Origin of the sequence: Variovorax sp. YR216 (assembly GCF_900107745.1) — a bacterium.
Classification (GTDB): Bacteria; Pseudomonadota; Gammaproteobacteria; order Burkholderiales; family Burkholderiaceae_C; genus Variovorax.
The window spans coordinates 1-19,767 of the sequence record NZ_FNRO01000004.1 but is presented as its reverse complement, the minus strand read 5'-3'; the positions used below and the strand labels follow the sequence as shown (position 1 = coordinate 19,767).

The following is a 19,767-nucleotide window of genomic DNA, read 5'->3' as shown; positions in this document are numbered from 1 at the left end:
CCATCATGACAACTCCTGACCCGCTGCTCTTCCAGCCTCTAAAGCTTCGCGACCTGGAACTGAAGAACCGCATTGTCATTTCGCCGATGTGCCAGCACGCCGCTGAAGCCGGGCGGGCGACGCCTTGGCATATGGTTCATCTCGGCAAGTTTGCACTGGGCGGGGCGGCCCTCATCCTCACGGAAAGCACCGCCGTCGACCCCCGCGGGCGTATTGGGACGGCGGACTTGGGCCTCTGGGACGACAGCCAAATCGAGCCGCTGAAGTCCGTGGTCGACTTCGTGCATGCCAATGATGGCGCAATTGGGGTTCAGCTGGCTCACGCCGGCCGAAAGTCGGGCAGCCAGCCACTGTGGGAAGGTGGTGCGGCACTGACCGACGAAGTGATGCAAAGCGACGCAGAGCCTTGGCAACGGTTGGGCCCGAGCGCGCTGGCAGCCGGTCCCGGTTGGTCGGCCCCCCGCGCGATGAATGCTCAAGAAATCGAGGAGGTCATCCAGCGCTTCGTGGATGCAACCGTGCGGGCAGACAAGGCAGGCTTTGACGTGGTGGAACTTCACTTCGGGCACGGGTACCTGGTGGCCAGCTTCCTGTCGCCGAACTCGAACCACCGAAAAGATGAATGGGGCGGTGACCTGAATGGCCGGATGAGGCTGGCACTCGAGGTCGCATCTCGGGTCCGCGACGCCTGGCCTGCCGGCAAACCGCTCTTCGCCCGTCTCTCGGCGGTCGACGGAAGCGTCGATGGCTGGAGCCTGGACGACTCCGTGGTCCTCGCTCGCGAGCTTGCTCAGCTAGGCGTCGACGTCATCGACTGCTCCTCCGGAGGTCTGACCGAGGAAACGCGGGCTCTCCCCGTGCCTCGGGGTTTGGGCTTTCAGGTGCCGTTCTCGGAACGCATCCGCCACGACGCCAATGTTCCAACCCAGGCGGTCGGAATGATTGTCGACGCTAGCCAAGCGGAAGCGGTGCTCCAAGAAGGCAAGGCGGACCTCATCGCTCTTGGGCGCGAAGCATTGTTCGACCCGTACTGGGCTCACCACGCGGCGACGACGCTTGGAGTGGACCCGAAATATCAACGCTGGCCGGTGCGACACGGTGTCTGGCTGGCCAAGCGAGCGCCTGGACTGGCACGAGCTCGCGCACAAGCAGCTGAGCAGCTGGTCTCTCCCTCCAATTGAAAGGACACATCATGACTGTACGTATGGGCTTGATTCGCAAGAAGGCCGACTGGACGTTCGACGACTTCAACGCCTATTGGCGCGAGAACCATGGTGCGCTTGCCCGCCAAGCACCCAATCTGCGCGAGTATTGGCAAAACCCAGTGGTTGATAGGCTGCAGCGGGGCATTGAATTCGCGAGGGGGCCGTGGAAGTTCGATGGCTTCTCGCAGCTTTCGTTCGACGACCCCAAGCAGTCGAATCATGCGTTCAACGACAGCGGCATGGCCGCAGCCCTCATCAAGGACGAGCTGCACTTCATCGGCGAGCTGCACATCGTCACCTCCGAGCAATCGGTTGTCATCCCGGTACCGCCGAAGGAAGAGCGCGCGAAGCTTTTGAAGCGCATGTCGGTCCTCAAGCGACTGCCGACGATAAGCGAGGAAGACTTCCGTAGTGAGTGGAAGCGCCACGGCGACTTCGTCCGCAGGATGTCGGGTGTCGCCGGGTATCGCCAGAACGTCATCGTTGCCCGCGAGCGTGTGAAGGGCACCCCGTGCAGCTACGACGAGCTTCCTATCGATGGAATCGTCGAGATGTGGTTCAAGGACGCGGCGACGCTTGAGGCCGCGTTCGGCTCGGATGCGGGCAAGGAGACGATGGCTCACGCGAAAACCTTCTTGTCCGAAATCACGGCCTTCGTCGTGGCAGAGCGGCAGATTCTGTAAGTCGACCAGGACGTTGAAATGATGAAGCGGATGACCCTTCTTGCGAAGAAGGAGGGCTCGGCAACGAGTGACTTCAGGGCCTACTGGGCCGGCCCTCACGCACAGCTTGCGCTGGGTATGGAAGGCATCGCTAAGTACAACCACAACCGAGTGGACAAGGTGCTGTGGGCAAGCGGTGGGAGGCCCGTCTTCAATGTGGATGGTGTCGTGGAGCTTTACTTCGAGGACGCCGAAGCCATGCGTCTGGCGCAGGGCTCCGATGTTGGCAAGAAGTTCATCCCCGCGGACGAGCCAGTCTTCCTGAAAGGCTGGACCCTGTGCGTGGTCGACACCCAAGGCGACGACCCCGGCGAGGCCCTGGTGAAGGTGCTCATTCTTTTTCACGCCCAGGCTGATGCGCGCGAGGCCCTCTGGGTAGACCTGCAGCGCGCTGCGGATGCCATAGGGGTCCAAGTCGCCTTGAATTGGACAGCGTCGACGGCTAAGCGAGAGCGCTTGTGGGCCGAACCTTCCCCTCCCACTGGGTTTGTTGCCGCCTGGTTTCAGAGCGTTGCTAAGGCGCACGAGGCGTTCGAGCCTTCGTCTACGCTGCGCGACGTCGTGGAGAAGCACACCAGCGACGGTGCTGCCTATCTCATCGACCAACTACGCATCAAGTAGCGGCCGGCGTGCCTGAACGCACGCCGTCCATTTTGATTTCAACCGGCGGTCGCGCAAGCGGGAGAGCCGACCCGCGAGCGGCTGCCGTGCTCGTCCCCTTCGGCACTTGGAGACAAAAATGCGCAAGTTCATCAACGCTGCAACTGTCGCCTGCGGCCTCGCCGTCGCAACGGGGGCAGTTGCCCAACCCTCAGACTCCATGAGTTCAAACACCCCCTTCGTCAGCGAGGGCGTCGCCCGTGAGACGTTGGCCCGACCACCGCACTCAAAGACCATTGCCAGCACGAGCCAGCCACTCATCGCGATGACCGGCTTCCTGGCGCGCGCCGACTCGACCCCGCTCTCCCAGCGCGGTCGCGACCCTAACAATCTAGTGGGTCGAGATGGCAAGCCTATTGATGACCCTGCGGCAAATCCAAGCGCGATTGCCCTTGAAAGCGACCCGAACATCAGCTTCGAGAAATGGGGCGAGTATTGGCGAAAGGTCCATGGGGTGCGGTTCACATTCGCGGACGAACCTTCTGACAAGACCCTCGACGTTCTTGCACGCTACGACCAGATTCACCGCATACCGGCGGGCCCGACGATGGCGAACTCGCCTCCGTACTTGGCTCCCGCGGATGCGCAAGGCAAGCTATACCCTGGCGTTATCGGCCATATCCCGGAATACAAGCGCCCTCGCTGGGACGGGATTGCCTACCTGAATTTCCACAGCGCCGACAACATCGGAACGCTCTTTGGGGACAAGTTCAAGAACAAGATTCTTCCCGAGGACCAGGCGCTGTTCCGCCAAGTAGCGCCGGTTCTGTCGCGGCAGTTCATCCGAATTGCCAGCAAGGACAGCCGGGACCCCATCGTGCTCGTCTACACACACACCAGACGTCCGGACCTCACGCGCGACCAGTTCCAGAAGGACTGGTTGGGCCGTCACCTCAATGTCGTGATGGCGCAACCTTCGACAAAGACGCTCGTCTCCCGCTACGTCCAGCTGCAAAACATCGGCGGCAGAGAGCCCGGTCAACCCTTCTACGCAGAGGCGACTTCAGCAATTGACGGCATCACCCTGATGTATTTCCGCAGCATGAACGACGCCGAGGACTATGTGATGTCCGATGGCTTCAAAGCGATGAGCGCAGACCTTGAGCGCATTGCCGACAAGACGAGGTCGGACTACTGGACAGCGCTCGACTACGTTGTGGTCAACCGAATCGGGAAGGAGAAGGTCAGCCAGGGTTCGTCCAAGTAGCGCTGCAGCCCACCGTGGGCCTTCCGTCCAGTCCAAATACCGGATTCAGCAACTCTTTAAGCCCCAGGGCCGGCGATTGCCCGTCGGCCACCTCACATGAAACTGTACGGATACTTTCGCAGCGGCACTTCGCACCGCTTGCGCATCGCCCTCAATCTTAAGGGGCTGTCATATGAGCAGGTCGCAATCGACCTGCGCAATGAAAAACATCTTTTTGAGAGCTATCGAGCCATCAACCCGCAGCAGCTGGTGCCAGCGCTTGACGTCGGAGATGGCGACATACTGACTCAGTCGCCTGCCATCATCGAGTGGCTCGAGGAGCTGTATCCGCAGCCGTCGTTGCTGCCAACCAATGCACGCGACCGGGCGCACGTCCGTGCGCTTGCGGCCATCATTGGGTGCGACGTGCATCCGGTCAACAACCGCCGGATTCTCGAGAAGCTTCGCCACGAATTTGGCGCGAACGAAGATGCCATCAACGAGTGGTGCGGAACCTGGATTTCCAGCGGGTTTGACGCCTATGAGGCGCTGGTCGTCGCTCGTACGCCGGTTGGGGCCTTCTCCTTCGGAGATAGGCCTTCGCTGGCCGATGCCCACCTCATCCCACAGATTGAAAGCGCACGTCGATTCAAGGTTGACCTGGAGCGATGGCCGAGGCTGCTTTCGATTGATAAGACTTGTTCGCGGCTTGAAGAGTTCAGGCGAGCTGCTCCATCAGCTCAGCCTGACGCGGTCTAGATGCTGCAACCGAAGCCGCAAACGGACTCGTGCCGACGAGCAATCCAACATGCGGAGAAGGGACGGCGGACGCATGAACGTCCGCTTCAACGCATCGGCGCACTTCCGCTTAGGGCACGCACCAGGCCAATTCTTCGGCTGACGCAAACACTCTTTAGGGGGCGTAGCCAGAAATGAAAAGCTGGACCGAGCTGTCGACGTAGGCTTGTCTCTGGCGCGCCTTCCTTGCGGGCGGCAGCGAGAGCAGCGCGCGCATCTGCTCGTTGCCGCGCACGAGGGCGACGAACTGTTCTGCGGCGAACTCGATGTTCGGAATGTTGAGGGCCCCGCTGCTGGCAAGTCGGGTGAGGGTGCGTTCAACCACATCGAGAATCTGCTGCGGGCCGGAGGCATAGAACGCCGCTGATGCCTGGGGCGACTTCTTGCTGCTCTGGTATAGGGCGTGGATTTGCGCAGCTGCACGAGGGGTGGCGATGCTATCCAGGAACGCCTTTGCGAGGGTTGTCAGTTGCTGCGCCACCGGTAGGCGCTCTAGCTCGTCTTCCGCAATCACCACCGCGTCGACCACGACCTGGTTCACCGACGCGTGAAAGAGCTCCTCCTTCGATGGGAAGTAGGAGTAGATGGTCACGCGACTGGTCCCTGCAGCGCGGGCAATAGCTTCTAGGCTCGCGCCGTCCAGTCCTCGTGCCAGGAACTCATCTCGGGCGGCTGCGAGGATGCCTTCGCGCAGAGCAGGATTTCTCGGGCGACCCCGAGGTTGGGCTGGTTCCATCGTTTTTCGGTCCACTTGAAGGGATATTTACTTTACAGTAAAGTAAATAAATACATCAGATTCAGTTGATTGGAATGGTATGAGCTCCCTTGTTCGCAGTCCGTTAATGCCGCTTACCGGGCTGCGCCTAGGCGCAACTGCGTTGGTCGCGTTCTCGGTTGCCGTGCTGCTCGAAATTCCGCACCCGTACTGGGCTGCGATGCCCGTCTGGGCAATGTCTCAGCCGACCCGAGGGCTGCTTCTTGAGCGTGGCATCTTCCGGCTGCTCGGCACGCTGTTCGGCGCGTTGGTCGGGTTCTCGATTCTTCGCGCACATCTCCCATTCCACTTGGCAGCCGCACTCTTGGCCGCATGGGTTGCACTGATGACGGCTGCCATCCCGATGCTGCGAGGCGCGCATGGGTACGCGCCCCTTCTGGCGGCAATGACGGCGGGCATCGTGGTCGTTCCTGGCCTCTTCGAGCCAGTGAACACGTTGGAGCTTGCGATGTCCCGGGTGGACTGCACGCTCATCGGTCTGGCCGTAGGCTTCCTATTCGGGTTCCTTGCCACCCCCAACTCACCGCTGCACGAACTGAGAACAGCCGTACGAAGGCTGGGAAGCGACACCATTGAGTACGCCGCGGCGCTGCTCGCCGGAGATGCCGAGCGTATCGACGTATACGTCGAGCGCAAGCTGCTAGCGGACCTCGCTGAGGTCCAGGCGAACGCTCAAATCGTGGGCGCGGGTAGGCCGGTTGGCTATCGCCTCGCGAACGACGTGCAGGCCATGGCGTACGCCGCGGTCGAGGTCCTTGCATCCGTGCACGCGTTTCTTGAACGTCTGGACCGAAATGCAGCCGAAGACGCCGCACTCGCTCGCTCAGCCCTCGCCAGCGCAGTGCGGAGCTCGCTGGACGCCGAGCATGGCATGCTTCCCATCGAAGCAGGCGCGCTCGTCGAGCAAGCCGACCCCCGGCTCCACCAGGCCTTGAATGCACTGGCAGTGTCCTGGCACAACCTGGTCCAGGATGGGAAGCGTGCGCGACGAGAGGACGCCGGGCGCACGCCTCGCGGCCCCGCCTACTTGACACCGTTTCGGGACGAATCGGCAGCCGTTGTCGGTGGCCTCTCGGCCGGCGTTGCGACCTTCGCCGCCTGCTACGTCGCCCACGCCTCGAAGGTGGCGCAAGCGGATTTGGTCGCATTGGCGGTCTGCATGGTCTCCGCACTCCTAGGCTCGCACCCAACACCGCGAGTGGTGGGTTCAATCGTTTTCCGAGGAGCCGCCATTGGCGTCGTCGTGGCCGCGGCCTATCGACTTCTGGTTCTACCGCATGTGGACTCGCTCCCGATGCTCATAGCAAGCGTCGCCCCGTTTCTGCTCGTGGGCGGAGTCGCCAGGGCTCATGCGCGAACCGCGGGTCTCGCCTTCGATACGAATCAGCTCTTCCTCATCTCAAGTCATGCCGCGCTGCCGCTCGACCACCTGGGAATGCGTGAGGTGCTCGCAGGTTCAGGTGCTCTTCTGTTCGGGATTGGTCTGACCTGCGTCATCTACGCGCTCCACCGACCAAGCCCGCACCGCCGAACACAGCGGCTGACTCAAAGGGTTTGGCAGACCCTTCGGCGGCTATGCGATGCGCACCATAGCCCCGGCGAGAGAAGCGAGCTGGTCCGGCACATCTTCAATCTGAGCCGTCATGGGCATGCGGCGCGATTGACTGAAACCGGCGGCTCGCCGATGGCTGCGCTCCGACTACTGGACTCAATCGCGCATCTCCGGCGCTTGCGGGAGGGTGACCCCATGAAGACGCCTCAGGTAAGCGAAGCCCTGCGGCATATACGTGACGCAAATGGGAGGTTGGACTCAAAGGCGGATGCTCTCGACGAAATCGCCGACTCATGCCGGGTGGAAGAGGTTTCCGGTGCGGTTCGCGTTGCAGCGTCGGCGCTGCGGGCGTGTCATGCGACGTATGGGGTCGACCCACGCATGACCCTGTGACGGGGAACGGAGGTGCGCCGCGCCTCAGCAGCTACGCCTTGGCTAACGCATTGCCTACCGCCGATGCACCGAACCAATCTTTTGTGGCCAACGCCTGGCTGACGCCCGACATGACAAGGCGTCTTCCTTCACGCACGGCCTGCGAATGCATCCGGGCCGGGTTCTCGCAAAGGGTCCAGGTCATGTAGAGCCCGCGCAATGGGGTCCAAGATACTTCGTTCAGGATGGGGTTCTCGAACAGCGAGCACGCCGGAACAACGGTGAGGCCGACACCCTGCCTTGCCATGTCCAGGCACAACGTCAGCGTGTCAGTCTCCACCGCGAGTCGAAAGGCCATGCCCTTGCGTGCAAGGGAGTGCTCGACCAAGCCACGCAGCACGTTCGGCCGGCCGGGTAGCACCAGCTTGATTCCATCCAGCCTAGATATCGGCGCCGGCTCATCGGAGCTCAGCCCATCGGCAGGGCTGCCCACAAGAATCAGCGGTTCGCGAACGAGCGAGGTCTGCCGGTATCCCGACGCAGGCGAACTATCGAACGGCACGATGCTGAGGTCGAGCAGCCCGGCCAACATGTAGTCGCGGAGTACGTTGCTCACGCCCTCGTAGACCCGCAAGGTAATCCCTGGAAATTCCTTGACCATCTTGGTGGCGAACTCCGAGGTGAACACCCCGTGCCACGAAGGCGGAATGCCGATTGCGAGTTGCCCTGCGGCCTTCTCACCGACCTGCTCCTTCAGGATAGTGAATTGCCTGAGTAGCGGTCGAGCGCGGTCGGACAGTAGCTTCCCCGACTCGGTGAGGTTGACGCCGCCTTGAGTACGGACGAAGAGCTTGGTGCCCATCTCCTCTTCCAGTGCGGCAACGTGCCGAGAAAGCGCAGGTTGCGAAAGGTGGAGGTCGGCGGCCGCACGGTTGATGCTGCCTAGCTCGGCCACCCGCAAAAAGTACTCCAGGAAGCGAACGTCCACGTTTGTCTCCAATGTTTCGTCGGCCTCTGCCGGGCCATGTTGAGAGCGTACGGGCGAAATGTACCGCGACAGAGAGGCGGGTTCACCAAAATGCGGATAACAACTATGTCTGTCAAACATTATTCAAGTAACCCGCAGGTGCCTACGATTGCTCCAAGCCCGCCAATAGTCGGACGGGCAACGGAACCTGGAGACAAGACTGATGGGCAACACCCCCTCCACGCATGCAGTCCGGCAGGCAAACCTGCAGCGACTCCTGAACCCGCGCTCGATAGCCGTCGTCGGCGCATCGGTTGACGCGGCAAAGGCTGGCTCCCAGGCGCTGCTCTCACTGAAATCCTTCCCTGGAACTCTGGTCGCGGTGCACCCGCGCGAGAAGGAGATTCAAGGGGTCACTTGTTATCCGACGTTTGCTGAGCTCCCCGAGCCGGTCGACCTCGCCATCCTGGCGATTCCCGCGCAGCACTGTGTCCAGGCCGCGAAGGATGCGGCGGCGCGCGGTGTCGGCGGTGTGTTCATCATTTCGGGCGGCTTCGGTGAGACCGGCGGGCAGGGTGCGAAGCTCCAGGAGCAACTAGCAGAGGTCTGTCGAAGCACCGGCTTGCGACTGCTTGGTCCCAATACTTCCGGGTTCATCAACACGCATGAGCGCTGTGTCGCGAGTTTCGTCCCGGGTGTCGACCAGCTCAAGAAGGGCTCCGTAGCAGTTGTCGCTCAGTCGGGCGGCGTCAACCTGAGCATCTCCTTCCTGCTCGACCAGCTTGGTAAGGGCATCTCCCTTGCGGTCGGCCTCGGCAATGCCGTGGACGTCAACAGTGCCGACGTCATTGAGATGTTGGGCACGGCAAGCTCGACGAAGGCCATCGCGCTACATCTGGAGGGAGTGCCGAACGGCCGCGCCTTGAATGAGGCGCTGCGCAAGGTGACGCCCTTCAAGCCAGTAGTCGCGCTCGTCGCCGGCCGCGCCGACATCGGCGAGTTTGCTGTTTCCCACACGGGCAACCTCATGGGGTCCCATGCGCGCACGGTCTCGGCGCTCCAGCAGGCCGGCGTGGTAGTTGTGAATTCCACCGAGGAACTCGCCCAGGCCGCCGCAGCACTTGCCGATGGGCGCCTACCTCCCAAGCAGAAGAACGGTATCGGTCTGGTCACCGGTCAGGCCGGCCCTGGCCTTCTCATCGTGGACGGCCTCAAGTGCGCTGATGTGGACGTCCCTCTGCTCTCGCCGGATTCCATCAAGGGCATCGAGGCGCTTCTGCCGCCGATGACCTTCGTCAAGAACCCGGTCGACACCGGACGGCCTAGCCCGACCTTTCCTCAGGTTGTCACCGCGGTCGCGCAGGACCAGAACGTCGATGCCGTGCTCGTGTTCGGGCTCAGCGAGCCGGCGGTGCTGAATCCTGTGGAAGCTCTGAAGCCCGCGAAGGCGGCAACCGGCAAACCGGTCATCTTCGGAAGCCTGGGACTGGCGCATGACCTGCAGGGGCCGTTCGAAGAACTGATGCACGAGGGAATCCCCGCCGTGCGCAGTCCCGAACGGTTGGTCCTCGTCGCGGCGGCCCTTGATGCCGATTCCCGCGCCCAGTGGCGACTTGCAAACAGTGAAGGCGGCTCGCGGACGGCCAACAACGACCAGCCCAGGCTTCAGGGCCCCTTCAACGAGGACACCGCGAAGGCGCTCCTCGCGAAATACGGCGTCTCAAGCCCCGCGCGTCGTCTTTGCATCGGCCGCGCCGAAGCGCTGAAGGCGTTCGAGGAGCTTCGAAAGCCACTAGTCGTCAAGATTGCCGCTGACGACGTCCCGCACAAGACCGAGGTCGGTGGCGTCTTCCTCAACGTGCGCGACCAGGCCGGTATGGAGAAGGCCCTCGCCTCTATCGAGCGCATTCCGACCGAGACCCCTGGCCGCTTCCTCGTCGAGGAGATGGCCGGGGAAGGGGTCGAGCTCATTGTCGGCGCGGTGCGCGACGCGTCCTGGGGGCCATGCGTCGTTATCGGCCTCGGAGGCATCCTGGCCGAAGCGGTATCAGATTCAAGTGTCCGGCTCGCCCCTCTCACCGAGCTGGATGCGCAAGAGATGCTCTCCAGCCTGCGAGGCAAGAAGGTGCTCGACGGCTTCCGTCACCTGCCCAAGTGCGACCGTGCCTCGATTGCCAAGGTGGCCATCGCACTGGGCGACTTGCTGGAAGAGCACCCGGAAATCGCGGAAGTGGAAATCAACCCCTTGCGCGTGCATGCCGATGGCGCGCTGGCCCTGGACGCCCTCGTGGTGCTCAAAGAGACGACCTGAGACAACCTGACATTCGGAGAAAGACAATGAAGATTCGCGTCATTGGCGGTGGTCCCGCTGGACTGTTCTACGCGTACTTGATGAAGCGCGACGACCCTAGCCACGATATCGTGGTCTACGAGCGTGACCCGGAAAACGCCACCTACGGCTGGGGCGTGGTCTTCTCCGACGTCGCGCTGAACTTCGTTCGCGACATCGCGCCTGAGGTGTACGACGCGATGACCCACAACCAGGTCGTTTTTGACGAGATGGCCGTCGTGCATCAGGCCACGCACGTCACGCTCGCGCACAACACGTTCCACCGGATGGCGCGAATCGACTTGCTAAAGGCCCTTCACCAGCAATGCCGCAAAGTCGGTGTTTCCATCGAGTTCGACTCGAAGGTGGAGGATGTTGCTCAACTCGGTGAGTGCGACCTTGTCGTGGCGGCCGACGGAGCAAACAGCGCCATCCGGACCAAGTACAAGGAGTTCTTCGAGCCGGAACTCGACGTACGACCCAACATGCTGGCTTGGTATGGCACGACCCAGTTGTTCCAGGCGCTGTCGCTCATCTTCCGTCAGAACGAAGATGGTCTGGTCATCTCACACACCTACCAGTTCAGCCCGACCCACAGTACGTTCCTGGTGGAAGTCGACCCCGAGACGTTCCGCAAGGCAGGTCTCGACCGCATGTCGGAGGCTGAAAGCCTTGCCTACTGCGAGAAGGTGTTTGCCGATGACCTCAAGGGGCACAAGCTTCTGTCTAACAAGTCGAACTGGTTCCAGTACACCATCGTGAAGAACAAGCGGTGGCACTACAAGAACATCGTGCTCCTGGGCGATGCGCTACGCACTGGCCATCCGTCCGTCGGGTCCGGCACGCGACTCGCACTGCAGGACTCCATCGCCCTGTACGAAGCCTTCAAGATGTGCGGGGCAGACGTCCCCAGCATGCTCGCGAAGTTCGTCGAGATTCGCCAGCCCGGCTCGGACTCGTTGCAGAAGGCTGCTATCAAGAGCACCGAGTGGTACGAGCACCTCGGCCCGAAGCTGCACCTGGACCCTATCTCGTTCGCGTATGACTACGTCACGCGCAGCGGCCGGGTGGACCACGCGGAAGTGCGCAAGCGCGACCCTGAACTCGCCGCGGCGTACGAGAAGCTTCACCCCGAGGTCCTCGAGACGGTTGGAGCCGCGAAATGAGCGCGCTGGGAACGATTGAGGACCTCCCGAAGGAGTACGTCGACGACCTGGTCGCGCAGAACACGCTTCCGCTGTGGCCATCGCTGCGTGCGATGCTGCCGCACGGTATTCCGAGCCGAAAGACTCAGGCCACCGTCTGGCACTACTCGGACCTGCGTCCCAATCTGATGCGCGCCGGCGAGCTCACGCCAATCGAGAAGGCGGAGAGACGCGTCCTGGTTCTGTGCAATCCAGGCCTGGGCCTGGACAACATGAAGGCTACGCCGACCATCTACATCGGCATGCAGCTGATTCTTCCCGGGGAGGTGGCGCCGAACCACAAGCACACGCCCTCCGCGGTGCGGGTTGTTGTTGAAGGCAGTGGCGGGTTCACCGTCGTCGGCGGTGAGAAGTTGCCGATGGAAAAGGGTGACCTCATCCTCACGCCTCCCGGCCTGTGGCACGAGCATGGACATGAAGGCACTGGACCGGTCGTCTGGATGGACGCGCTGGACCTGCCACTGGTCTACGGGATGGAAGCGTCGTTCAGCACCGAAAGCCCCTCCCAGACCATCGACAAGCCCAGCGAATACGGAATCACGCGGCTCGGACTTGGCGGTGTCGTTCCCTACGATTCGCTGGACGCGCCTCGCGTGCCCTATCCGATGTTGCGATTTCCCTGGAAGACGGTGCGTGCGAACCTGAGGGGTCTGGCGGGCGTCACGCCGAAGGGCAAGCCAGTGCAACTTGCTTACGTGAACCCGGAGACCGGCCGGGAGTGCCTCCCGACCCTGGGCTTCTCGGCTATTCAGCTGAGGCCTGGAGAGGAACTCACGCTGCCAAGACGCTCTGCTTCGGCGGTCCTGCACGTCGTCGAGGGATTCGGCAGCGCTCAGATTGACGGTGCGGGCCTCAAGTTCGGGGAATCCGACACGATGGCCGTGCCTACCCATGCGCGGGTCACGCTGGCCAACGGGTCATCCACCAATTCGACCTACCTCTTCGTCGTGGACGACGCTCCACTGCAACGAAAGATGGGCATCTATCAAGTCTTCTCGGAAGACATCAAATGAGCAAATACGTCTTTCCCGCACCAGAAGTTGTCGCAGCGCCAATCAAAGGCGAGGACGGCCTCTTTCCCATCGGTCGCATCTTCTGCGTTGGTCGCAACTACGAGGCGCACGCGAAGGAGATGGGCGTGGTCGTAGACCGTGAGGCACCGTTCTACTTCACCAAGGCCTCATCGACCTACATCCCGAGCGGAGCCAAGGTCGCGTATCCGCCAGGCACGAGCAACTACCACTACGAGATGGAGCTGGTTGCAGCAATCGGCAAGCCTGCCTTCCGTGTCTCCAAGGAAAAGGCACTGGAGTGCGTCTTCGGCTATGCGTGCGGTCTGGACATGACCAGGCGCGACTTGCAGCTGGCAGCGCGCGAGCAGCGACGTCCGTGGGACCTTGGCAAGGACTTCGAAGAGTCAGCCGTGCTGTCGGAAATCGTACCTGCGGACGCAATCGGGCATCCCACCAAAGGTGCCATTGAGCTGCGCGTCAACGGCGAGGTGAAGCAATCCTCGGACCTCTCCCTCCTGATTCATGACGTGGCAGCCGTCATCGCGCATTTGTCGCAGTTCTATCACCTTCAGCCCGGTGACCTCATCTACACGGGAACTCCCGAAGGCGTTGGGCCGGTAGTCGCCGGCGACCGAATCGAAGGGTTGGTGGCCGGCATCGGCTCCGTCGCCCTGACCATTACCCCAGCGGAGTGAACCAGGACTGGCTTGCGCTCGCAAGGGCGCACCTGGTCTGGGTCGAGGAACCCACTATGGATATCGTCATCTCGTCGCCTGAGCATGCTTTCGAGCTCAAGGGTAAGAGCCTTGGCAACAGCCAATGGCTTCGAATCACGCAGGAGGACGTGAACCAGTTCGCGCGTCTCACGGGTGACAGCCAATGGATTCACGTCGACCCGGAGCGGGCGGCAGCCGGTCCTTTCGGCGCGTGCGTTGCGCACGGGCAGTTCACTCTCTCGCTCGCAGGCGGACGGTTCTTTCACGAGTTGGTTCGGACGACTGCAAAGTCTGGCATCAACTACGGACTTGACCGCGTTCGATTCCCTGCACCGGTGCGTGTCGGGCGCCAGGTCAGGGCCGAAGCCCTGGTCCAGGATGCCGGTCGGTTGGGCGAGAGCGGCGTACAGCTGTACGTGCGCATCACCGTGGAGGTTGAAGGCGAAGAGCGACCCGCATGCGTCGCAGATTTCATTGCTCGCTACGAGTTCTGAAGGTTCAGACGATGACGCTTGTTCAAGGCTGCTTGGCTATCGCAATCGGCAACATCGCGCTTCTGGCCTCACTCGGCCGATGGAACGGCGAGCTGCACTGGGCTGTCGCAGCTTTTGCGATGCTGTTCCTCATCGTCTCATGGGTTCTGTACTGGGATGAGGACGTGCACATCGCTGAATGAACGTGCTCAAAAAATAGGAAGACATGGAGCTTTTCAACTTCTTTCGCAGCGGCACTTCGCACCGCCTGCGCATTGCCCTGAATCTCAAAGGGCTTGCATATGACTATCGTGCCATTGACCTGCCACGCGACGAGCACCTCAGTGCGGAATACAAGCGCTTGAATCCTCAAGGGTTGGTCCCCGCGCTGGTTCATGACGGCAAGGTGCTCATTCAGACGCCGGCAATTCTCGAATGGCTTGAGGAACGCCATCCGACTCCTTCGCTCCTGCCCGAGCAGCCAGAGGAAAGAGCACGAGTTCGCGCGCTTGCTTCAATTGTTGGATGCGACATTCATCCATTGAACAACCGACGTGTGCTCGAACTGCTGCGCAAGAAGATGAAATGCGACGAGTCGACGGTGAACGAGTGGTGTGAGACTTGGATTGCAGCCGGCTTCGACGCGCTGGAAGCGCTGCTTCAAACGGACTCAAAGCGCGGCGAATTCTGCTTCGGCGGTACACCGACGCTGGCGGACGTCTACCTGATACCCCAAGTAGAGAGTGCTCGACGCTTCAAGGTGGACATTGGCCGCTGGCCGGCCATCCAGGCCGTTGATGCCGCCTGCTCGCGAATCGAGGCGTTTCGCGCGGCTGCGCCATCTCAGCAGCCGGACGCCCGCTAAGGGCATTCCGCCAGTCCGGTCCCAACGCAGCCGTCGTCTTGCCAGGCTGCGGGGCCTTCCACATGCATGAATCGGTGTTCGCGAAGCTTCGCGGGACGTTCGGTCGTGCAATCTAGCGTCCGGCGAAGCTTTGGTGGCGTTTCCGACAAGGCGTGTTGTGCCTTCGAGCTTCCGCTCGTGACCGGAAGTAATCTGTCACAGGAGAATCTCATCACGCTCCGTTCCTCGGCAGAGTCCGCCTGAAGCCGAGCCATACGGCGGCCTGCAACGGCCGGCGTCGGCACTTCTGCGTCAACTACGTGCAGCTCCCAGCGCTTGGCGGATGAAGTTCAAGTGCCCGACATGCAGACCCACCCCCACCTCACATAGAAGAACGCATCCGGCAGAGTCCAATCTGGAACCAGGCAGGCTGCTCCCACTGCGAATGTCATCGAGCACTACGAGCCGCTCGCCCCTGTACCCGGTGTTGAGCCACGACTCGATTGCCTCAATGCGGGACTCTCCGGGGCGCGCAGGTGCAGACCACAAAGGGTGGAGCGATGCGTCCACCTCCGTCAGGCCCGTTCGACGGAGCAATTCGGCAATGGCGCTTCGGTCCAGCCTTCCTAGCCAACTCGTGGTCAGGACGACGCGGGGCTGATGCTCCGCGAGTACCTCCAGCAGGGCGGTCACCGCAGGCGGGTGCCAAAGCCTCTCGTATAGGTCTTGGGGCGGGCTCGAAGACAAGACGTCCCGCGCACCATAGGGTCCGACGCACAATACGTCGTCGAAATCCAAGAAAAGCAGCGGTTGAGCGTTCGGGCTGGCCCCTTCGAACAGCGGTACGAGGCGGGTTCTTTTCACCTTGCCTGCCCCTGGAAATCGCGAGCGTACCGCCGGATTTCTCGTCTGCGCCTGGCACCTGGGCGGTGCCGTCCGGAGAGCTCTTCGAGCGTTGCGATGAGTTCCGCACGGAGCGTCCGAACAACCATTGGTTTCAACACGACGGACCGCTGCACCGCAGAGACCATGGCGTCAATGGAGTTCGGTGCTAGGCGCAGCAGATTTCTTGCGAAGCTGCGAGGGCTATACCGACGGCGCACCCGAGGTTCGCGGAGGCGTCTTCCCTCCGCGATAGGACTGGAGGTCGCGTGTGGTTCGGCCTTCGACAACTCCTCCAGCAAGGCGGCGTAGTGTTCCCAGCGTCGAGCACTTATGAGGGCGATGTCAGGACGGTCCGGGCGCTTTAAGACGAGTTCGACGTCGTACTCCGAGACGATTTCTGCCAGCTCATCTAAGCGTTCCTGCGTATCCGCGAAGCCGACCTCGAGCCGAAGTGCCTTTGCAAGTATCCCCGGATAGCTCATGCTGCCTTCGGTGCAACCCCAAGCTCTCCGGCGATTCGCCAGAGTAGGTGTAGGGGGTCAACGTCCGACTGAACGGCCTCCCACGTCTTTTCCTCTCGGAGCGAGTGCATCCAATAGTGGACGGACCATTCACCTTCGACTGCGCTGATGCAGATGGCGACCAGTGGCACGTTGGGCGCGATGGCATGCCGTATCTCCACTGAGAAGGCGACACGATTGAAATCAAATCTTTGAGATGTCGGTACGGGAAGCGCACCTGAGCCGAACCGAGCAGCGACAAGCCCCTGCATCATTAGGGCCACGCTTTCGCCGCCCGGCGGAACCGCAACTCGAGCTTGCAATATCTCGCCGCGCTGGTCGTTCATCACGCTGAACTCAATTGGGCGGCTACCGTCAGCACAAGGTACGTCGCACTCGATTCGGTAGCGTTCGTGGACCACCGTTGGAGTCAGGTCTGTGCTTGCAACGATGTACTCGGCAACAAGCGGGAGCACACCTCCCTCGATGCTGTTTGGAGCTGCGGCCCGGCAAGCGTCCGCCGCCCAATCAATGAATGAATGGGCTCGCTCCTCGTCTTCATCAGGAAGGTCTTTGAGGGGCTCAATCTCCTTCGACCTAGCCGGAAGTTCGTCGAACTCTTCCTCAGGCAAATAGACTTCGTCGAGCGAGGTTTGATGGGGATTTGCGGTTGCCTCTTTCTGGCGAGCGAGTCGTTTCTCGAACCCTCTTCTCAGGATGTTTTGCAGCAAGTACGGATTGGCACGGTCCGAAGCTACTGCTGAGCTCGCGGACTGTGCAAGGACGCGCTTCAGGCCGTCGAGCTCGCCTTCCAGTTCGTGGATGCGAGCCCGCATATCTCGCGCCGACTTCAGCAGCTCTGCAACCTGGTACCAGTACGCGTAGCCAACATCCCCGTCGGCCAGGCCCAGCTCGTGCATCGCGCGCAGTGCAACTTCGAGGTCGAGTCCGTCTGCCATAGGTTGAATCGATGAAGGTCTAGCTGCGCCGCCGGGGTCGACGGCACTGGTTTGCGTTGAAAGTCGAACAGGGCAACTGCCGCGTCAGGTCAGGGCGCGGTCGTGCTTTGCCCCTGGCAATGGGTCGAACGCTGCGGCGGCCTGCACCCGCGACTGTCAAATGCGATGACCATATTGTGACGTAAAAGCGGGTGACGTAAAAGCGGGTGACGTAAAGCCGGGTGACGAAAACGTGACTGGCGCGGACACTTTTTAGGTGTCGAGTTCTGCGAAGTCATCTAAATCGAATCCGCTGTCGTTCCGGGAGTTGCTTGCCTTGAACCTGGTGCAGCTGCGCCGTGAGCGGAAATGGAGCCAAGAGGATTTGGCGCATGAGGCGGGAGTGCACCGCACTTTCGTGACACACGTGGAGCGATGCGAGCGCAACATCGCGCTGGACAATCTGGAGAAGCTCGCACGCGCGCTGCAGGTTCCTGCTACTCGACTTTTTCAAGAAGACCTCGAGCAACGGCCTCGGGAGACTGCGGCCAAGCGCGAGAAGCCGACCCCCACGAAGTAGACAGGGCGCCCTCGCATCGCGAGAGCGAGAGCCGCCGAAGGGAATGGTGGTGCGAGGAGCCGTTCCGTGCCGGCGACACACCAGGGTTAGAACAGACTTGGCTCTGGAGGTGGCTGCACGACCTTGCCGCTGTATGTTCGCGGTGCGCGCGGAGGCAGCGGCGATGCTTCGCTCTCCAATGGGCCCATCCACCGACGGAAGAACTTCGAAGCGCCCGTCACAGGACACGTCAGCCACTCGTCGTAGTCGGCAGGGTCGAGGATGACGACCATCCTCTTCTCATCCTCGGGCCTGTGAAATCGCTGCATTACGACGTGTCCAGTCGCATTGACAGTCAACATGGCGAATGAAAATAGCTCTTGGCCGTCCTCTGGATTGCGCCACTTGGTGTAGATGCCGGCGATTCCCATAGGTACGCTGCCCGGCTGGTAGATACGCCATCGGACTGCCTTGCCGGTCTCGTAGCTAGGTTCAAAGATGCTTTCGGCTGGCACGATGCACCTCCAGCCGTTTCTCCATGCATCGCGGAAACTCGGGAGGGTGGCGACAGTTTCGGACCTCGAGTTGTAGGTACGGCGGCCAAAGGCCAGTTCCTTGGCGAAGGAAGGCAGAAGGCCGAACGCGCCATCTTCCACACGTCTGTTGCCCGACCCATCCTCTGCGAGGCGGATGAATGGCGCCAAGCCGGTTGGAAACACCGTTGCGGTGGGCTCATCGCGACCTCGAACGACGCCAAAAAAGCTCAAGAGGCGGTCTGCACGCGAGACGGGTTCGTAGTTTGAGCACATCGGCGGATTCTCAGGCTTTTGGGAATGGAGGCCTCTTTGCAGAAATCGCTGTATTGCTGTATATTTATACAGTATATGGGCGGTAGCTGCAAGCTCCGCCGCTAAGTCTTCCTCACTCATGGATACCGATTCGTCGCACGCAATCCTTCACTTCGTGAAAGGTCGAGGTGTTGGCTCCAACGAGCGCTCGCGATTTGAGGCGTGGAAGCGAGAGCGCGACCTGGAGCATCTTGAGGCGCAGCGCACCGAAGAAGACCCTGACGAGGTACTGCCTTCCAGGGATACCGACGTTCGACTCGTCGATGCTCGCTCCATTCTGAGCTTCAACAACTCGCCTGATGTCGGCTTCGACCAGAGCATCAATCCATACCAAGGTTGTGAACACGGTTGTGTTTACTGCTATGCGAGGCCCACCCACGCCTACCTGGGGTTGTCTCCAGGCCTCGACTTCGAGACTAAGATTTTCGCGAAGAGCAACGCAGCTGGACTTCTCCGAAAGGAGTTGGCTCGCAAAAGCTACAAGCCGAGCCTGATTGCACTAGGTGCGAACACTGACCCCTACCAGCCCATCGAGCGTGAACTCGGCATCACCCGTTCCGTGCTCGAGGTGCTCTCGGACTTCAATGCGCCAGTGAGCATCACCACCAAGTCCGCCCTGGTGGCTCGCGATATCGACATCCTCGCGCCAATGGCACAGAAGGGATTGGCGAGGGTCAACATCTCCCTGGCTACTGTCGACCCCAAGCTTGCTCGCATCCTCGACCCCAGAGCGAATGCGCCGCATCGACGTCTGAGGGCCATGACAGAGTTGTCGGAAGCCGGTGTCCCCGTGTCGGTGTTCGCTTCTCCGATGATTCCTGCCATCAACGACAAGGAGCTGGAGTCAATTCTCGAGGCAGCAGCAGCAGCGGGTGCCACCTCAGCAAGCATGATTGTGCTGAGGCTGCCGCTTGAGGTACGCGACCTCTTCGTCGAATGGCTTCAAGAGCACTTCCCATTGCGAGCAGGGCACACCATGAGCCTGGTGCGACAAATGAGGGGCGGCGCTGACTACGACGCGAGCTTTGGAAGCAGGATGCGCGGAACCGGTCAGTACGCGACCCTCTTGCGCCAACGATTCTCTGTTGCGGTGCGCCGCCTTGGTCTTGGGCGAGTCAGCGGACAAAGGTAAGCGTGCGACCGAGGCCCTCTTGAATGCGACGTACTGTATGAAGACGATCGTGTGATCGTGCTCGCCGAAGGATGGTGTGCACTTCACG

At 61.4% G+C, this 19,767-nt stretch carries 20 protein-coding genes; 15 read left to right on the top strand and 5 right to left on the bottom strand.

Translation table 11 applies throughout. The annotated features are described in order from the left end of the window. Positions 1-5: 5 nt before the first annotated feature. The 5 genes from BLW05_RS13385 to maiA (BLW05_RS13365) all read left to right on the top strand — a co-directional run bounded on the left by BLW05_RS13385 (position 6) and on the right by maiA (BLW05_RS13365) (position 4,532). Positions 6-1,181, top strand: a complete 1,176-nt coding sequence (locus BLW05_RS13385; RefSeq protein ID WP_093163237.1) for an NADH:flavin oxidoreductase/NADH oxidase — start codon at positions 6-8, stop codon at positions 1,179-1,181. Between the two features lie 11 nt (positions 1,182-1,192). Continuing rightward, positions 1,193-1,888: an EthD domain-containing protein gene (locus tag BLW05_RS13380; RefSeq protein WP_093163236.1), complete on the top strand. Its 696-nt coding sequence runs from the start codon at positions 1,193-1,195 to the stop codon at positions 1,886-1,888. A gap of 21 nt (positions 1,889-1,909) precedes the next feature. Then, a complete protein-coding gene (locus BLW05_RS13375; protein WP_177142649.1) occupies positions 1,910-2,548 on the top strand; it encodes an EthD domain-containing protein in 639 nt (212 codons plus the stop codon). 118 nt (positions 2,549-2,666) lie between these two features. Next, positions 2,667-3,794 carry an EthD domain-containing protein gene (locus tag BLW05_RS13370; protein WP_218135166.1) on the top strand — a complete coding sequence of 376 codons (1,128 nt, stop codon included), beginning with the start codon at positions 2,667-2,669 and terminating at the stop codon, positions 3,792-3,794. A gap of 96 nt (positions 3,795-3,890) precedes the next feature. After that, complete coding sequence (gene maiA / locus BLW05_RS13365) at positions 3,891-4,532, top strand: maleylacetoacetate isomerase (RefSeq protein ID WP_093163233.1); 642 nt, start codon at positions 3,891-3,893, stop codon at positions 4,530-4,532. A 154-nt stretch (positions 4,533-4,686) separates the two neighbouring features. Here the strand turns inward: maiA (BLW05_RS13365) and BLW05_RS13360 are convergent, their stop codons facing one another. After that, positions 4,687-5,307, bottom strand: a complete 621-nt coding sequence (locus tag BLW05_RS13360; protein ID WP_093163232.1) for a TetR/AcrR family transcriptional regulator — start codon at positions 5,305-5,307, stop codon at positions 4,687-4,689. 79 nt (positions 5,308-5,386) lie between these two features. On the opposite strand from BLW05_RS13360, the gene BLW05_RS13355 reads away from it, so the two are divergent. Then, positions 5,387-7,291, top strand: a complete 1,905-nt coding sequence (locus BLW05_RS13355; RefSeq protein WP_093163230.1) for an FUSC family protein — start codon at positions 5,387-5,389, stop codon at positions 7,289-7,291. A gap of 31 nt (positions 7,292-7,322) precedes the next feature. Here the strand turns inward: BLW05_RS13355 and BLW05_RS13350 are convergent, their stop codons facing one another. Next, positions 7,323-8,258 carry a LysR family transcriptional regulator gene (locus BLW05_RS13350; protein ID WP_093163228.1) on the bottom strand — a complete coding sequence of 312 codons (936 nt, stop codon included), beginning with the start codon at positions 8,256-8,258 and terminating at the stop codon, positions 7,323-7,325. A gap of 202 nt (positions 8,259-8,460) precedes the next feature. Here BLW05_RS13350 and BLW05_RS13345 point away from each other — a divergent pair, with 202 nt between their 5' ends. The 7 genes from BLW05_RS13345 to maiA (BLW05_RS13320) are packed head-to-tail and all read left to right on the top strand — an operon-like array spanning position 8,461 to position 14,838. Continuing rightward, complete coding sequence (locus tag BLW05_RS13345; protein ID WP_093163227.1) at positions 8,461-10,548, top strand: acetate--CoA ligase family protein; 2,088 nt, start codon at positions 8,461-8,463, stop codon at positions 10,546-10,548. A gap of 26 nt (positions 10,549-10,574) precedes the next feature. Then, the gene (locus BLW05_RS13340; RefSeq protein ID WP_093163226.1) at positions 10,575-11,732 is read left to right on the top strand and encodes an FAD-dependent monooxygenase; all 1,158 of its coding nucleotides are present in this window, start codon (positions 10,575-10,577) and stop codon (positions 11,730-11,732) included. After that, positions 11,729-12,784: a cupin domain-containing protein gene (locus BLW05_RS13335; protein WP_093163224.1), complete on the top strand. Its 1,056-nt coding sequence runs from the start codon at positions 11,729-11,731 to the stop codon at positions 12,782-12,784. Before BLW05_RS13340 ends, BLW05_RS13335 begins: the two co-directional genes overlap by 4 nt. Further along, a complete protein-coding gene (locus tag BLW05_RS13330) occupies positions 12,781-13,479 on the top strand; it encodes a fumarylacetoacetate hydrolase family protein (RefSeq protein ID WP_093163223.1) in 699 nt (232 codons plus the stop codon). The genes BLW05_RS13335 and BLW05_RS13330 overlap by 4 nt, the downstream gene beginning before the upstream one ends. Positions 13,480-13,535: 56 nt before the next feature. Continuing rightward, complete coding sequence (locus tag BLW05_RS13325; protein WP_093163221.1) at positions 13,536-13,994, top strand: MaoC family dehydratase; 459 nt, start codon at positions 13,536-13,538, stop codon at positions 13,992-13,994. Between the two features lie 11 nt (positions 13,995-14,005). Then, a complete protein-coding gene (locus tag BLW05_RS35930) occupies positions 14,006-14,176 on the top strand; it encodes a hypothetical protein (RefSeq protein ID WP_177142648.1) in 171 nt (56 codons plus the stop codon). Positions 14,177-14,199: 23 nt separating this feature from the next. Beyond that, positions 14,200-14,838: a maleylacetoacetate isomerase gene (maiA, locus tag BLW05_RS13320; protein ID WP_093163220.1), complete on the top strand. Its 639-nt coding sequence runs from the start codon at positions 14,200-14,202 to the stop codon at positions 14,836-14,838. A 291-nt stretch (positions 14,839-15,129) separates the two neighbouring features. Here the strand turns inward: maiA (BLW05_RS13320) and BLW05_RS36785 are convergent, their stop codons facing one another. Next, the gene (locus tag BLW05_RS36785) at positions 15,130-15,681 is read right to left on the bottom strand and encodes an HAD domain-containing protein (RefSeq protein WP_093163218.1); all 552 of its coding nucleotides are present in this window, start codon (positions 15,679-15,681) and stop codon (positions 15,130-15,132) included. Between the two features lie 499 nt (positions 15,682-16,180). Next, positions 16,181-17,161, bottom strand: coding sequence for a hypothetical protein (locus BLW05_RS13305; protein ID WP_093163215.1), 981 nt, complete (start codon positions 17,159-17,161; stop codon positions 16,181-16,183). Positions 17,162-17,477: 316 nt separating this feature from the next. Here BLW05_RS13305 and BLW05_RS13300 point away from each other — a divergent pair, with 316 nt between their 5' ends. After that, positions 17,478-17,720: a helix-turn-helix domain-containing protein gene (locus tag BLW05_RS13300; protein WP_256330274.1), complete on the top strand. Its 243-nt coding sequence runs from the start codon at positions 17,478-17,480 to the stop codon at positions 17,718-17,720. 86 nt (positions 17,721-17,806) lie between these two features. Here the strand turns inward: BLW05_RS13300 and BLW05_RS13295 are convergent, their stop codons facing one another. Beyond that, complete coding sequence (locus BLW05_RS13295; RefSeq protein WP_093163212.1) at positions 17,807-18,628, bottom strand: SOS response-associated peptidase; 822 nt, start codon at positions 18,626-18,628, stop codon at positions 17,807-17,809. Between BLW05_RS13295 and BLW05_RS13290 the strand changes: the two genes are divergently transcribed. Next, positions 18,627-19,679, top strand: a complete 1,053-nt coding sequence (locus BLW05_RS13290; RefSeq protein ID WP_093163211.1) for a PA0069 family radical SAM protein — start codon at positions 18,627-18,629, stop codon at positions 19,677-19,679. The genes BLW05_RS13295 and BLW05_RS13290 overlap by 2 nt on opposite strands. Positions 19,680-19,767 lie beyond the last annotated feature (88 nt).